Origin of the sequence: Massilia sp. HP4 (genome assembly GCF_005222695.1) — a bacterium.
Lineage (GTDB): Bacteria > Pseudomonadota > Gammaproteobacteria > Burkholderiales > Burkholderiaceae_D > Telluria.
On record NZ_STGG01000009.1, the window covers coordinates 73,052 to 88,081 of the forward strand.

Annotated in this window: 13 protein-coding genes; 7 read left to right on the forward strand and 6 right to left on the reverse strand. The window is 67.0% G+C overall.

The genetic code is table 11. From position 1 onward, the window contains the following. Positions 1-10 precede the first annotated feature (10 nt). Genes pcaF through E8M83_RS02585 form a run of 3 tightly spaced genes read right to left on the reverse strand, consistent with a single transcriptional unit; the run spans position 11 to position 2,531 of the window. Positions 11-1,213, reverse strand: a complete 1,203-nt coding sequence (pcaF, locus tag E8M83_RS02575) for a 3-oxoadipyl-CoA thiolase (RefSeq protein WP_137171831.1) — start codon at positions 1,211-1,213, stop codon at positions 11-13. Then, positions 1,210-1,869, reverse strand: a complete 660-nt coding sequence (locus tag E8M83_RS02580) for a CoA transferase subunit B (RefSeq protein WP_137171832.1) — start codon at positions 1,867-1,869, stop codon at positions 1,210-1,212. The genes pcaF and E8M83_RS02580 overlap by 4 nt, the downstream gene beginning before the upstream one ends. Further along, positions 1,866-2,531, reverse strand: coding sequence for a 3-oxoacid CoA-transferase subunit A (locus E8M83_RS02585; protein WP_137171833.1), 666 nt, complete (start codon positions 2,529-2,531; stop codon positions 1,866-1,868). Before E8M83_RS02585 ends, E8M83_RS02580 begins: the two co-directional genes overlap by 4 nt. A 138-nt stretch (positions 2,532-2,669) precedes the next feature. On the opposite strand from E8M83_RS02585, the gene E8M83_RS02590 reads away from it, so the two are divergent. Then, positions 2,670-3,479, forward strand: a complete 810-nt coding sequence (locus E8M83_RS02590; protein ID WP_137171834.1) for an IclR family transcriptional regulator C-terminal domain-containing protein — start codon at positions 2,670-2,672, stop codon at positions 3,477-3,479. Here E8M83_RS02590 and E8M83_RS02595 read toward each other — a convergent pair. The 3 genes from E8M83_RS02595 to E8M83_RS02605 all read right to left on the reverse strand — a co-directional run bounded on the left by E8M83_RS02595 (position 3,443) and on the right by E8M83_RS02605 (position 8,326). Then, entirely contained in the window at positions 3,443-4,684 is a 1,242-nt protein-coding gene (locus tag E8M83_RS02595) for a Ca2+-dependent phosphoinositide-specific phospholipase C (RefSeq protein WP_137171835.1), read from the reverse strand. The genes E8M83_RS02590 and E8M83_RS02595 overlap by 37 nt on opposite strands. 9 nt (positions 4,685-4,693) lie before the next feature. Then, a complete protein-coding gene (locus tag E8M83_RS02600; protein ID WP_137171836.1) occupies positions 4,694-6,964 on the reverse strand; it encodes a TonB-dependent receptor in 2,271 nt (756 codons plus the stop codon). A 75-nt stretch (positions 6,965-7,039) separates the two neighbouring features. Next, the gene (locus E8M83_RS02605) at positions 7,040-8,326 is read right to left on the reverse strand and encodes a TetR family transcriptional regulator (protein WP_170976664.1); all 1,287 of its coding nucleotides are present in this window, start codon (positions 8,324-8,326) and stop codon (positions 7,040-7,042) included. Between the two features lie 212 nt (positions 8,327-8,538). Here E8M83_RS02605 and E8M83_RS02610 point away from each other — a divergent pair, with 212 nt between their 5' ends. From E8M83_RS02610 to E8M83_RS02635, 6 genes are all read left to right on the forward strand, one after another. Beyond that, positions 8,539-9,189: a VTT domain-containing protein gene (locus E8M83_RS02610; protein ID WP_137171838.1), complete on the forward strand. Its 651-nt coding sequence runs from the start codon at positions 8,539-8,541 to the stop codon at positions 9,187-9,189. A 138-nt stretch (positions 9,190-9,327) separates the two neighbouring features. Next, complete coding sequence (locus E8M83_RS02615; RefSeq protein ID WP_137171839.1) at positions 9,328-9,768, forward strand: hypothetical protein; 441 nt, start codon at positions 9,328-9,330, stop codon at positions 9,766-9,768. A 30-nt stretch (positions 9,769-9,798) separates the two neighbouring features. Continuing rightward, a complete protein-coding gene (gene mprF, locus E8M83_RS02620; protein ID WP_137171840.1) occupies positions 9,799-12,057 on the forward strand; it encodes a bifunctional lysylphosphatidylglycerol flippase/synthetase MprF in 2,259 nt (752 codons plus the stop codon). Positions 12,058-12,198: 141 nt separating this feature from the next. Further along, positions 12,199-13,728 carry a pilus assembly protein TadE gene (locus tag E8M83_RS02625; protein ID WP_229491391.1) on the forward strand — a complete coding sequence of 510 codons (1,530 nt, stop codon included), beginning with the start codon at positions 12,199-12,201 and terminating at the stop codon, positions 13,726-13,728. After that, positions 13,725-14,189: a TadE family protein gene (locus E8M83_RS02630; protein WP_137171841.1), complete on the forward strand. Its 465-nt coding sequence runs from the start codon at positions 13,725-13,727 to the stop codon at positions 14,187-14,189. Before E8M83_RS02625 ends, E8M83_RS02630 begins: the two co-directional genes overlap by 4 nt. Next, the gene (locus tag E8M83_RS02635) at positions 14,176-14,790 is read left to right on the forward strand and encodes a TadE family protein (RefSeq protein ID WP_137171842.1); all 615 of its coding nucleotides are present in this window, start codon (positions 14,176-14,178) and stop codon (positions 14,788-14,790) included. The genes E8M83_RS02630 and E8M83_RS02635 overlap by 14 nt, the downstream gene beginning before the upstream one ends. Positions 14,791-15,030: the final 240 nt, after the last annotated feature.

The following is a 15,030-nucleotide window of genomic DNA, read 5'->3' on the forward strand; positions in this document are numbered from 1 at the left end:
GTCGGGCGCGTCAGACCCGCTCGATGGCCAGCGCGATCCCCTGCCCCACGCCGATGCACATCGTGCACAGCGCGTAGCGGCCGCCGGTGCGCTGCAGTTGCCAGGTCGCCGTCGTCACCAGCCGCGCCCCGCTCATGCCCAGCGGATGGCCGAGCGCGATCGCGCCTCCGTTCGGGTTCACGCGCGGGTCGTCGTCGGCCAGGCCCAGCTGGCGCAGCACTGCCAGGCCCTGGGAGGCAAACGCTTCGTTCAACTCGATCAGGTCGAACTGCTCGAGCGTCATGTCCAGCTGGCGCAGCAGCTTTTGCACTGCCGGCGCCGGACCGATCCCCATCACGCGCGGCGCCACGCCGGCCGTGGCCATGCCGATGATGCGCGCGCGCGGCGTCAAGCCGTAGGCACGCACCGCCTCGTCGTTGGCCAGCAGCAGCGCGCAGGCGCCGTCGTTCACGCCCGAGGCATTGCCGGCAGTAACGGTGCCGTCGGCGCGCACCACGGGTTTCAGCTTTGCCAGCGCTTCCAGGCTGGTCGCGCGCGGGTGCTCGTCGCGGCTGACCTGCAGCGGGTCGCCTTTTTTCTGGGGAATCACGACCGGCACGATCTCTCGCTCGAACGTGCCATCCTGCTGGGCGCGCGCGGCGCTGGCCTGGCTGCGCAGGGCGAAGGCGTCCTGGTCGGCGCGGCTGATGCCGTAATCGTCGGCGACGTTCTCGGCCGTCTCGGGCATCGCATCGGTGCCATACAGCGCTTTCATCAAGGGATTCGGGAAGCGCCAGCCGATGGTGGTGTCATAGATATTGGCGTTGCGCGAGAACGCGCTGTCGGCCTTGCCCATCACGAAGGGCGCGCGCGTCATCGATTCGACGCCGCCGGCGATCATCAGGCGCGCCTCGCCGCTGCGGATGGCGCGCGCCGCGATGCCCACGGCGTCCAGGCCCGAGCCGCACAGGCGGTTGACGGTGGACCCGGGCACCTCTTGCGGCAGCCCGGCCAGCAGCGCCGACATGCGCGCCACGTTGCGGTTGTCCTCGCCGGCCTGGTTGGCGCAGCCGTAGATCACGTCGTCGACCGCGCTCCAGTCCACGCTCGGATTGCGGCGCATCAGTTCGCGGATCGGGATCGCGCCCAGGTCGTCGGCGCGCACGTCCTTCAGGGCGCCGCCGTAGCGGCCGATCGGGGTGCGGATGGCGTCGCAGATGAATGCATCGGTCATGTCTGGTCTCCTTCGGGGGACAGCGGCAGCAAGGGCGCCGCGGTGACGGCCTGCAGCTCGGCCAGGGTCAGGCCGGGCGCCATCTCGCGCACGCGCAGGCCCTCGGGCGTGACGTCGATCACGGCCAGGTCAGTATAGATGCGGCTGACGCAGCCCACGCCGGTCAGCGGATAGCTGCACTCGGCGACGATCTTGCTTTCGCCCGTCTTGGTCTGGTGCTCCATCATGACGAACACCTGCCTGGCGCCGATCGCCAGGTCCATCGCGCCGCCCACGGCGGGAATGGCGTCCGGCGCGCCGGTATGCCAGTTGGCCAGGTCGCCGTTGCCGGCCACCTGGAAGGCGCCCAGCACGCAGATGTCGAGGTGCCCGCCGCGCATCATGCCGAACGAATCGGCATGGTGGAAATAGGCCCCGCCGGTGAGCAGGGTCACCGGCTGCTTGCCGGCGTTGATCAGGTCTTCGTCTTCTTCTCCCGGCGCCGGGGCCGGGCCCATGCCCAGCAGGCCGTTCTCGCTATGCAAGAAGACCTCGCGCTCGGGCGGCAGGTAATTGGCGACCTTGGTCGGCAGGCCGATGCCGAGGTTCACATAGGCGCCTTCGGGGATGTCGCGCGCGACGCGCTCGGCCATCTGTTCGCGGCTGTAACGGTTCATGCTGCCTCCTTGACGACACGTTGGACGAAGATGCCGGGGGTGACGATGGTTTCCGGGTCGAGAGCGCCCAGTTCCACGATCTGCGCCACCTGGGCGATGGCCACCCTGGCGGCGGTCGCCATGATCGGGCCGAAGTTGCGCGCCGTCTTGCGATACACGAGATTGCCCCAGCGGTCGCCTTTCAATGCCTTGACCAGGGCGAAGTCGGCCGCGAGCGGCGTCTCGAACACATAGCCGCGGCCGTCGATGATGCGGGTCTCCTTGCCCTCGGCCAGCAGGGTGCCGTAGCCGGTCGGGGTGAAGAAGCCGCCGATGCCGGCTCCGGCGGCGCGGATGCGCTCGGCCAGGTTGCCTTGCGGGGTCAGTTCCAGCTCGATCCCGCCGGCGCGGTACAGGGCGTCGAAATGGTGCGAATCGGCCTGGCGCGGGAACGAGCAGACGATCTTGCGCACCCGTTTCGCCTTGATCAGCGCGGCCAGGCCGGTCTCGCCGTTGCCGGCATTGTTGTTGACGATGGTCAGTTCGCGCGCGCCTTGCGCCAGCAGGGCGTCGATCAGGGCGGAGGGCATGCCGGCGTTGCCAAAGCCGCCGATCATGATGGTGGCGCCATCCGGGATGTCGGCCACCGCGCGTTCGAGCGTGTCGCAGGTTTTATCGATCATGTGCTTGTCTCGTCTTGGATGAATTTGTGCGATTATCGAACAAATGCTCGTTAATCGAACATCAGTGTATGCCCGCGATCGGCGCCGGGTCAAGCCGAAATTCGTTTGGGGTAGCGCGGCGTCGATTACAATTCCGCCATGTCCACACCTGCCACCTCTTCCGTTCCCAGCGCCGCCGAGGAGATCGACGCCCTCGCCGATCCCGATTTCATGACCTCGCTGGCGCGCGGGCTGGTGGTCCTGCGCGCCTTCTCCGATGTGCCGGGGCCGCAGACCATCGCCCAGCTCAGCCAGCGGACCGGCATCCCGCGCGCGGCGGTGCGGCGCTGCCTGCACACCTTGCGCCAGCTCGGCTACGTCGATGCGGAACTGAACAACTTCAGCCTGCAGCCCAAGGTGCTGGCCCTCGGCTACGCTTACCTGTCGTCGACGCCGCTGACGACGTCGGCCCAGCCCTGCCTCGATGGCCTGAGCCGCCAGCTGGGCGAATCGAGTTCGCTGGCGGTGCTGGAAGACGACCAGGTGCTGTACGTGGCGCGCGCCTCGGCGTCGCGAGTGATGTCGGTGTCGCTCGGGACGGGCAGCCGCCTGCCGGCCTATTGCACGTCTTTGGGAAGGGTATTGCTGGCGCATCTGCCGCAGGACGAGCTGGAGGCCTATCTGGGACGGACCGAACTCGCGCCACGCACGGAGCACACGATCGTCGAGCGCAACGCGCTGCGCGCCGTGCTGGCCCAGGTACGCGAGCAGGGCTATGCGATCAATAACGAGGAACTGGAACTCGGCCTGCGCTCGATCGCGGTGCCGGTGCGCGGCGCAGCGGGCCGCGTGGTGGCGGCCCTGAACGTCGGCGCCCAGGCGACGCGGGTGTCACCCGAGCGGATGGTGGCCGATTTCCTGCCGGTGCTGCGTCACAGCGCGCAGGAATTATCGATGCTGGTGGGCTGAGCGCCCGTCCCGCCTTTCTCACGGGCGGCCCCGGACAGGTGCGGCCGGCAGCGCGCGCTGCCCCCACCTGGCAACCGCACCACATAATCGGTGCCGTAGTCATTGCCCTCCATCTCGAAATCGGTCGACACGATCTGCGCTCCGCTGGCGAAGGCCGCGTCCGCGCGTTCATGGCTGTTCACCTTGGCCTCGTGGGTCTCGATGTCGGAGCGGGTACGCACCAGGTAACCTTCGCCCACATACCGGCGAATCTCGGCGCCGCGCACCAGCGCGTTATCGAACATCAGGAAGGCCGCGTGCTCCTCGCCGGGCTGGGCGCGCAGGAAGGCCGCGCGGCCGCGCAGCGAAGGATGGCCTTCCAGGTAGCCGGCGGAGCCGGCCGGGCCATTGGCCGTGATCATCAGGAACAGCACCTTGCCGCGCGCCTCTGCCAGGGTCGGCCAGTTGCCGGCGCGGACCGCCTCGTTCAGCGTGGCGTGATTGCCACGCACGTCGTCCGGCGTGATGATGCGCTCGCGGCCCATCGCCTCCACCAGTTCGCGGTCGAGCGCGTCGAACAGCGCCGGCGTGAACGGTACGGTCGGCGTGGCGTCGGGCAGGATCGGCATGTGCTGGTTCTTGGCCTCGACCAGCAGGAACAGGGGCACATGACCTGGATGGGCCTCGGACCAGGCGCGCACCTGCCCCAGGCAGAGGCGTAGGGTCGGGCAGCTGCTGCGAAAGTCGATGTCGGGCATGTGCAGCACCTTGAAGCCCGGCTCGTCCATATCGGTGACGTCGTGCGGCAGCAGGCTGGCGGCGCCCTGGGCGCGCAACAGCCGGTAGCCGGCCGGATCCAGGAACCTGCCGCCATCGGGATCAGGATTGACATCCAGCTCGAGGCTGCGCACGCCCAGGTCGAGCTGGGCCGCCAGCGAAGGATAGGCATAGCGCAGCATCTCCGACGGCCGCATGGCGTTCGGATGCTCCTCCTCGAACAGCGCCCGCGCAGCCGGCGGCATGCGCCCGACCAGCCTCCCGAGCGAGTCGCCTAGCCGCTCCTCGAACAGCGCCGCCATGCGTGGGTCGAGCCCTTCCGAATAACTGTTATGGGTGCCGAGCACCTGCAGCTCGTTGATGCGCAGGCCGGGCGGCAGATGGGGTGCATCGGCGGCCATCGCGCAGGTGCAGGCCAGCGCTGCGGCCAGTATCAGGATCTGTTTCATGTCCCGGCCTCAGAAGTGGTATTTGGCGAAGGCGCCCAGCGTGCGGTAGGCATTCGGCGTCGTGTAGTGCAGCAGGCCCAATGGGCCGTACTGCTGGTAGCCGGTCGAGAAGTAGCGGTTGAACAGATTGCGCGCATACAGGCCGTATTCGAAGGCGCCCTCTCCCGGCGACAGGGTCACGCGCGCATTGACCAGCGCATAGCCGGGCACCCGCGAATAGGCCGGCTGGCCGACGATGGTCCACAACTTGCTGCGCACCGCCATGTCCAGGTGCGCCCGCAGCTGCGTGTTCGCGCCCACCACGGCCTGGTAGTCCACGCCGAAGGTGCCGGACCAGCGCGGCGCATTGGTCAGGCGGCTGCCGGTGTAGTCTGTCCGGGCGTCGTACACATAGTCGGTGTATTTGCCGTTGGTGTAGTTGAGCGCCGCGTTCAGCGTCAGCGCCGGCATGGCGCGCCAGGTGGCGCCCAGTTCCGCGCCCGTGCTGCGCAAGCCGCCCGCATTGCCGATCACTGCCTGCAGGGTCGGGCTGCCGGGGATCGAGGTCACCACCGTGGTCTGGAAATCGGTGAATCTTTGCGCGAACACATTGGCATTCAGGCGCAGCGTGCGCCCCATCAGCTCGGACTTGACGCCCAGCTCGAGGCTCTTGACCGTCTCGTCGCGGTAGGGATTGTATTTATTGCCCACGAAGGCGATACCGGCTGGCTTGTAGCCGGTGGTGTAGCTGGCGTACAGCATCGTGTCCTTCGACAGCCGGTACTGCGGCGCGATCCGGTACGAGAAATCGTTGCCCTCCACCGTACCGTCCTGGTACAGCGGCGGCGGGGCGGTACCGACGAAGGTATTGTCCACGCCGGTGATCGGCCGGCTCGCGATCGTGACGTAGTCGAGCGACTGGCTGTTGCGGTCGCGCGTATAGCGCGCGCCGACCGACACGCTGGCCTGCGGCGTCAGGTTGAACTTCATCTGGCCGAAGGCAGCGGCGGTCTCGTTGCGCGCATCGAACAGCGAGGCATTGCCTTCCCTGCCGATGGCGCCGGTGACCGCGTACAGCTGGGTCAGGGGAACGCCGGCCGGCGACAGCAGCGGCGCGCCCAGCGTGGCCCACTGCAACTGGGTCTGCTCGGCGTCGAGCCTGTTATAGAACAGGCCGGCCACGTACTCGACGAAGCCGCCCGGGGCCGAGGCCAGGCGAATCTCCTGGCTGTACTTCGACGTCTCCAGCTGGCCCTTGTTGTACGGGACGTAGGCATAGATGTGGTGCGGGACCAGGTTGGCCGGCGTATCGTTGTCGTAGGTGGAGCCGCGGTAGGCGGTGATCGAGATCAGGCTGGCGTCGCCCAGCTGGTAGCGCACGCGCAGCGACGTGCCCCACTCCCCGGTGGTCAGCTCGCCGAACGAGGCGTCGGCATTATTGGCGTTGCGCGGGCCCGGCGCGACCCCTGCCGCGAGCTGGGCGGCGGTCACCTGGTCCGGCGCCCCAGAGACGGATGTACGAATATTGCTGTCCCAATGCCGCTGGTAGTCATTGGACAGGATGATCTCCAGTTCGCGGCTCGGCTGGAACAGGGCGCGGGCGCGGTAGCCGTGCTCCTTGACCTCGCCCAGCTCGCGTCCCAGCGTGGTGTAGGTGCCATAGCCGCCCTGGCCCTGGTCGAAGGCCGAGACGCGCAGCGCGCCGCGCGCGCCCAGCGGTACATTCACGGTGGCGCTGTACTGGTGGTCGCGGCGCTGGCCGTAGCTGGCCCCGGCATCCACCGAGAGTACGCCCAGCTCGGGCCTGGCCGTGGTCACCGACATCACGCCCGAGGTGGCGTTCTTGCCGAACAGCGTGCCCTGGGGCCCCATCAGCACATCGACCCGCCCGATGTCGACCAGGCCGATCAGGCCGTTGGCGCGCTGGGCATCCATCACCACGTCGTCCACCACCACGCTGACCGACTTCGCGTTCGAGAAGTCGAACGACTGGCTGCCGACGCCGCGGATCTGGAAGGCTGCGCCCTGGGTCGGATCGTATTGCAGGCCCGGCACCAGGTATTGCAGGTCGGTGACCGACTGGTAACCGGCATCTTCGAGCGCCTTGCCGCTGACCGCGGTGACGGCGATCGGCACCGCCTGCAGGTTTTCGCTGCGCCGCTGCGCGGTCACGATGACGGCCGGCAGCTCGGCCTGCTGGCTGGCCGCAGGCGTGTCGGGCGCAAAGGCCCAGGCCGCGTTGCAGGCAGCCGCGCAGGCGGCCAGGGTGAGGGCCGCGCTGCGGCTGGAACGAGTACACATGCTTTTCCCCAAGGGTGTGAAAGCCGTGACTGTAGCAGCCCTGTATGACGTTAAAATTACAGATGTACGAACAATCTATGTCGCAGGATGGCGCCCCGGAGACGCTTGGTCGAACGACGATCCGGTGCGCAGATAAGCCAGCATCGCGCCATGGGCACGTGCGTAATCGCCCCTGGCGCCGTTCGGCAGCGTATGCGTGAAGCCGATCAGCCCGATCGACGCGACCTGGGCCGCCAGCAGGTCCAGCCCGGGCAACGGCGGCGTCTCGCGCTGCAGGAGCTTGAGCAGGTTGATGCCGCGGCAACGGCGCATATCGGCAGCGCCCGGCACCAGCCGGGGCATGCGGGCGGCAGCGAGCGCCAGCGCGAAGGTGGCGCGGCCCACGTCCAGGCCGCCCTCACCGGTGCGCAGCCGCGCCAGGGTCCGAGGCGGCTCCGCAGCATCTTCGCCGCCGCCGACCGCTTGCATGACATTGGAGATGATGTATTCGAGGCCCGCCACCACCAGGTCGTGCTGGGTCGGAAAGCGGTAGCTCAGCGTGGTATGCGGCACGCCGGCCGCGGCCGCGATCGCGCGGTGGGTCAAGGCGCTGACGCCACGCTCGACCAGCGCCAGGGCGCTGGCCTGCGCCGCCCGGCCTGGCCAGTCGGCGGCGATCTGCGCGCCGTGGCTGACGGCGATCTCGCCGTCCTGGTAGTCGAGCCCCTCGAACAGCGCGGCGAACAGGGAGGCCTCGCCCGATCCCGTCCGTGCGGCGCCAAACAGGCGCCGCAGGCACAGGCGCCGCAGCATGCGGTAGGACGGCAGGTGATGCAGGCAGATGCTGTAGGCCAACTCGTCGATGAAATAGCCGCCCAGCCAGCCGCTGTCCGCGACCTCCGGCAGCATGCTCGCCTGGCGGCCCAGGCCGGCCCAGAAACCCATGCGCGCGTCACGCCACGGCGCGAAGACGGCGCGCAGCTCGTCGTCCCAGCTGCTCGCCTGCAGCGCTTCGAGGAACAGCAGCGAGCGCGAACGCTCGGCCACGGCCAGCTGTTCGAGGATCGTGTCGCCCAGGTCGGCGGCGGTCGCCGCATCGAGCGGCCCCAGCCTGGCGAGCATGGCGTGCCAGCCGCCGAACAGGTGTTCTTCAGCGGCCAGGGCCGCGGCGCAGATGGCGGCCACCACGTCCGCTCGCGTGCCGTAATGGTTGCTCAGGACCGTGACCGAGACCTCGAGGCTTTCCGCCAGCGGCCGCAAGGTCAGCGCGGCCCAGCCTCCATCGGCGACGATGCGGCAGGCGGCGTTGAGTAACTGCCGGGGTTCCGGCGCTTTGGGGCGCGTCCTGGGACGCGGTTTGGCTGTAGCGGTCGTCAATTCCATTCCCGGGTCGTGGCCGCCATGCCGGCGCGGAGCGGCCGACATGGCATGAGCGGTCGGCACGCATCGTAGCATGAGGCAGGGCCAGCGGCGAGGCAGGCGGCAGCCCCATGGTAGCGGCCCGAAGCATCCCCAAGCCGCGCATGCGTTACACTGTCGCCCCCGTCCCTGCTGGCAGCGGCGGGCGTGCGTAACCGTCAAACCAGATAAACCACATGCTCACTACCCTCCTCGATTGGTTCCTCCACCTCGACCGCCACCTGGCCGTCCTCGCGGCCGAGTACCAGATCCTCGTCTACGTCCTGCTGTTTGCCGTGATCTTCGTCGAGACCGGCGTCGTCGTGATGCCCTTCCTGCCTGGCGACTCGCTGCTGTTCGTGACCGGCGCGCTGGCGGCCAAGGGCATGCTGTCGCTGCCGGTCCTGATCCCGCTCCTGATCGTCGCGGCGGTGGTCGGCGACATCGTCAATTTCGCGATCGGCACGCTGTTTCGCGACCGGGTCAAGCACGGCTACCGGCTGCGCTTCATCAAGCCCGAACACATCGCCCACACCGAACGGTTCTTCGAGCGCCATGGCCCCAAGACCATCGTGCTGGCGCGCTACGTGCCGATCGTGCGTACCCTGGCGCCCTTCGTGGCCGCGCTGGGCAGCATGCGCTACCGCACCTTCCTGTCGTATAACGTGGCCGGCGGCACCTTGTGGGTGGTGTCGCTGACGGTGGCCGGCTACGCCTTCGGCAATATCGCCTGGGTCAATGACAACCTGACGGCGGTCATCATGGGCATCATCGTGCTGTCGCTGGTGCCTGGGATCGTGGCCTGGCTACAGGAACGCCACCGCGCAAAAGCCAACCGCCAGGCCTGAATTGCATGAGGAGCGCTTGTCGCTCCTCAGCCGGCGTCACGGAACCACTGCGTCCCCTCGAGGCTCGAAAGAAGGCTGCCCGCATGCCAGCCCGGCATGGCGGCCCCTGCCTTGTGCACCGCCGAGAGGACCGCCCACGTGAGTTCCGCTTTAATGTCCAGCAAGCAGGCCAGGTGGCGCAGCTGGCTGGCGCCTGCGCTCGCCGCCGCGCTGCTGTGCGCGGCAATGTGGGTCCTGCATGAGCAGTTGCAGGCGGTGCGCTATCGCGACCTCCAGGCCGCGCTGGCCCGCCTCGGCGCCGACCATCTGCTGCTGGCCCTGCTGTTCTGCGCGGCCAATTACCTGATCCTGAGCTGCTATGACCAGCTCGCCTTCCTGTATATCGGCAAGCGCATCGCCCGCACGCGCATCGCGCTCACCGCCTTCATCGCCTACGCGATCAGCAATAGCGTCGGCTTCGCACTGCTGTCCGGAACCGCCGTGCGCCACCGCTTCTATGAACCTATCCCGGTAGGTGAGGGGAAGTTCATGGCGATGCATGGCCAGCGTGAGCAAGGCGCGAGGAGGCCGCATGGCTAGCCATGCAACGACGAGTAACGCAGCGCACGCTTGCCAGGCGCGGCAGGAACGACTCTCACCTACCGGGATAGGTTCTATGCGCGCTGGGGCGTGGGCGGCGCCGACCTGTCGCGGATCGTGGCCCTGAACGGCGCCACCTACTGGCTCGGCCTGCTGGCCCTGGGCGGCTGGAGCCTCGCCACCCACCCGCATGCCTGGCTGGACGGCGAACTGGCGCAGCGCGGCGCGCGCTGGATCGGCCTGGCCTGCCTCGCGCTGGCGGGCGCCTACCTGGCGCTGCCCCTGCTGCGCAAGACGCCGCTGCGGATACGCGTCTTCGACAGGCCGATCCCGCCGCCGCCGATCGCGCTGGCCCAGTTGCTGGTGTCGGCGGCCGACTGGATGCTGGCGGCAAGCGTCCTGTACGCCCTGCTGCCGGCCGGCGGGCCGTCCTACCCCGTGGTGCTGGGCGCCTTCCTGGCGGCGCAGATGGTGGCGCTGGCCAGCCATGTACCCGGCGGACTCGGCGTGTTCGACGGCATCGTGGCGCTGCTGCTGGCGCCCTATCTGCGCGCCGACCAGATCGTGGCGGCCCTGCTGCTGTATCGCCTGGTCTATTATCTGATTCCACTGAGCCTGGCCCTGCTGCTGCTGGTCGGCGACGAGACGCGGCGCCGGCGTGCGCGCCTGGCGCAGCTCGGCCAGTCGCTGGGACAGCACTCGGTGCGGCTCGCGCCACGCCTGCTATCGCTGTTCACCTTCATGGCCGGCCTGCTGCTGCTGGTCTCGGGCGCCACGCCGGCCGAGCACGCGCGACTCCACTGGCTGTCGCGCCTGTTACCGACGGGCCTGTTCGAAGCATCCCACTTCCTCGGCAGCGTGGTCGGCGTGGCGCTCCTGCTGCTGTCGCAGGCGATCGCGCGCCGCATCCGGCTGGCCTGGCATCTCACGCTCGGCGCGCTGGCGGCAGGCATCGCTGCCTCGCTATTGAAAGCCGGCGACTGGGAAGAGGCGACGCTGCTGGCCTCGCTACTGCTGGTATTCGTGCCCAGCCGACGCCTGTTCGAGCGGCGCGCGGCCCTGTTCGACACGCGCCTTTCGCCGGGGTGGATCGTCGCGATCGCCGCCGCGTTCGGCGCGTCGCTGTGGATCGGTGTCTTCGCCTACCGCCATGTCGATTATTCGGACGCGCTGTGGTGGCAGGTGGCCTTGCACGGCGACGCGCCGCGCTTCCTGCGCGCGAGCCTGGGCGCCGCCGTGGCGCTGTTCGCGTTCGGACTCTCACGTCCGCTCGGGCCGCTCCCGCACCTGGCCGGGCCGCCGTCGAGCGAGGCACTGGCCGACGCCGAGCGCATCGTCCACACCCAGGGCGCCACGTTGCCCTACCTGGCATGGCTGCGCGACAAGGACCTGCTGTTCAATGCCGAACGCACGGCCTTCATCATGTATGGCGTGCGCGGCCGGACCTGGATGGCGCTGGGCGATCCTGTCGGCCCACCGGCCGCCGCCGCGGCGCTGATACGCGACTTCGTCGAGCGCGCCGACGACGATGGCGCCACCCCGGTGTTCTACCAGGTGCATCCGGAGCAGTTGCATGCCTACGCCGACCTGGGCATGGCCTTCGCCAAGCTCGGCGAGGAGGCGCGCATCCATCTCGCCGGCTTGTCGCTCGCCGGCGGCCGCTTCAAGCAATTGCGGGCCGCGCTACAGCGCCTGAAGCGGGAGAACGCAGATTTTCGGATCGTCGCGCCGGAATCGGTGCCGGCGATCCTGCCGCAGGTGCGTTCGGTGTCGGACGACTGGCTGGCCGGCAAGGCGGGCGGCGAGAAAGGATTTTCGCTGGGCTTCTTTGCCGACGATTACCTGGTACGGCAACCAGTGGCGGTGCTCGAGCGCGAAGGCCGCATCGTCGCCTTCGCCAACCTGCTGTGCGGGCCCACCGGCGACGAGCAGTCGATCGACCTGATGCGCTTCATGCACACGGCGCCGCGCGGCATGATGGATGGCTTGCTCACCCATGTCTTCCTGTGGGGCCAGGAACACGGCTACCGTTGGTTCAATCTCGGCATGGCGCCGCTGTCGGGCCTGCGCGTATCAAAGGTCTCGCCCGTGTGGAGCCGGCTGGCAAGTTTCGTCTATCGGCATGGCGAATCGTTCTACAAATTCCAGGGACTGCGCGCCTACAAGGAAAAATTCCACCCGGTGTGGGAGCCGCGGTATATCGCCTATGCGGGCGGCAATTTCCTGCCAGCGCTGCTGGCGGATGTCGCGGCGCTTTCGGCGCGTGGGTATGCGAGAATTTTTTTGTAAGCAGGCGCTATAGAGGCGCCAATGGCCTTCGCGGAATCACATGAAGTCTGCCTTTGCACCCGGTCAATTGCCTTACGTACGAAACTCCTAAAATCGACTCGTCGGCATATCCACGCCATGCGATCACGAACAGGAGCAGCGATGGCGTCCCCAACGCCGTATTGCAAACCGTCCAGGCTGGGCCCTCCTCGCGAGCGCCATGGATGCGTCCCGCCTTATAAACGAAGGGAAAATGGCGTCTTCGCCGTCCTGTTCACCGTGCTGCTGCTGGTAATGCTTGGCTTTTGCGGCCTGGCAGTCGATGCCGCAGTGCTCTACAACCGCAAGGCTGAAATGCATGGGATCGCCGGAGCCATCGCTATCTCCGCCGCTCGCGAACTCGATGGCACGAGCGCCGGTGTCGATGCTGCACTCGCGAAGGCAGCAGAGACCGCCGGCCGCCTGAGGTACCGGTATAGCCGCCGACTCGCTTGGAGCAACAGCGCCTTAATGTTCAGCAGCACGCCGGCGGCCGGCGCCGAATGGGTAACGGCGGATACGGCAAGGAGCGCGGCACAAGGGCGCTTCTACGTCAAAGTCGACACGAGCGCCTTGTCTGCCGAGGTCGGCCTGGTTGAAGCGTACGTCATGCCCTTGCTCTCGAGGTCGATTTCTGGAGTCAATATTGGTTACACTGCAATCGCGGGACGATCCACGATTCATGCCATGCCGCTGGCGATCTGTGCAATGTCCCCGGTCGCGGGCGAGGCACGCACGAATCCCGGAACGCCTGCGGCAGTCGAGCTGGTCGAGTATGGCTTTCGCCGTGGGGTCACCTACAATTTGATGCGGCTCAACCCGGGCGGTACCGACCCGGCAAATTTCGCCCTCGATCCTCTTGCTCCACCAGGCGGCGCCGGATCGGCGTCGAACACGACCGCCAGTGCGCTCGCACCCTTCGTATGTGCGGGGCGCCTGTGGGTTCCCCGTCTTACGGGAGGCGCCATCCGGGTGGGCTCGCCGTTTCCCATCGCGTCGCTGTACCGTCAACTGAACTCCCGTTTCGACCAGTATGACGGGAATGCATGCCGCCCCAACGGAGCGCCTCCCGACTTCAACATCAAGGCGTACACGCCAGGCGCCAGTGGAGGTGCAATATGGATGAATCCACGCCCGAGCCGTCAGAGTGCGCTTGAGACGGTCGCACGCGGGCGGCTCGAAACGATCGCCGATCTCCCCGCCCCGCCTGCCGGCACGACGGGCGGCATGTATGGTCCTTTGTGGGCCCACGGGAGAGCAGTCAAGTTTTCGGCGTTCTCGCCAGGCTCTCCAGAGCCGAGCGGTGCTTATGCCAAGTTTTCCACGTCCGACTGGGCGACACTGTACCCCGGCTCGCCAGTTCCGGCGGCGACCGGTTATCCAGGCTCCACCCAGCCCTATCAGCCAACGACTGGTGCCCATTACACCCGTCCTTCTACGGAAACCATGGAGATCTCCGTCGTTGAACGGCGACTGCTGCACATCCCGCTGCTCGCCTGTCCCGTGCCCGCAGGCGGAAACGTAGGCGCGACCGCGCTCGCCATCGGGAAATTTTTCATGACCGCCCCTGCAGATGCAGCTGGCGTCTATGCAGAATTCAGCGGCATCGTTCCTGAAAACAGCCTGGCTGGAGAGGTCATTCTATATCCATGAAACGCTATCCATTCAACCGCATGCAGCGGGGAGCTGCATCTGTCGAGTTCGCGTTACTCCTCCCGATCTTTATCGCGATCATCATTGTTCCGCTATTGACTGCACGATGTCTTTGGCATTACACCGCTGCGCAGAAAGCCGCCTTCGATGCCGCCCGATACTTATCCGGAATAAGCGCTCAGGAAATGCGCGAGCCTGCGCTGGCAATGGCAGCTGCGGACATCGCGACGGAAATTATTGAAACCGAAATCGAAGGGCTACAGCCCGGTGGGATCTACGACATTGCAGTCGAGATCCAGTGCGGCGACAATCAATGCCGTGGAGTGCGCAGCGGCACGCTTCCGGACACTGTGACCGTAGCGGTAAGCATGAATATGTACGATCAGATATTCGGAATCGACACTGGCCGCTACGGGGTGCCGATCGAAGCCCGTTACGAGATGCGGTATGTCGGCCGGTAATATACAGCGCCGGATGGCTGCACGGCCGATGTTGCGTCAGTCGGGGGTTGCAGCGGCCGAATTCGGCATTCTCGCCGTCCTGTTCTTCACGATGGTCCTCGCCGTCATCGAGCTGGCGCGCGTAATGTTCGTACTCAATACGCTGTACGAGGTTACCCGGCATGCAGCAGACGCTGCTGCGTTTGCCAATCACCGCGACACCAATGCGCTGGACCGCATCCGGCAGCGCGCCGTCTTCCGCGACTCGCCGGGCGATCTGATCATATCCGCACCTGTCAGCGATGACAGCGTCAGGATCAGCTACCAGGCATTGCTGCGCGCGTCGGACGGCAGCATGACGATGCAGGAGATCCCGACAGGATCCCTGCCGATATGCCCGAGGGACAACCGTGAAATCTGCCTGGCAGACCCGAACGCCAGCAACTGCATACGCTTCGTCAGCGCCAGCATATGCGATGAGGCCGACCGGGTCGAATGCACGCATGTGGTCTACCGGCCGTTCCTGCCGCTGATCGACTTCCCTATCAGGCTTCCGAAGGCGACCACGATCCGTGCTGTCGAATCGTTTGGCTCGATGCCCGAAGGTACGCCATGTCTGTGAATCGAGCCTGCGCGCGCGCAGGCGCGCTTCTCGTCTGCGCTGTCCCGGAATGAAAAAAGCCACCTCGCGGTGGCTTTTTTCATGATACCTGGCGGAGACGGTGGGATTCGCCTACATCCTGCAGGCCGCGGTTGCGCAAATACGCGCAACCCTTCTCATCCCACACGAAGCGCGCGCAGGCGCGCTTCTCGTCTGCGCTGTCCCGGAATGAAAAAAGCCACCTCGCGGTGGCTTTTTTCA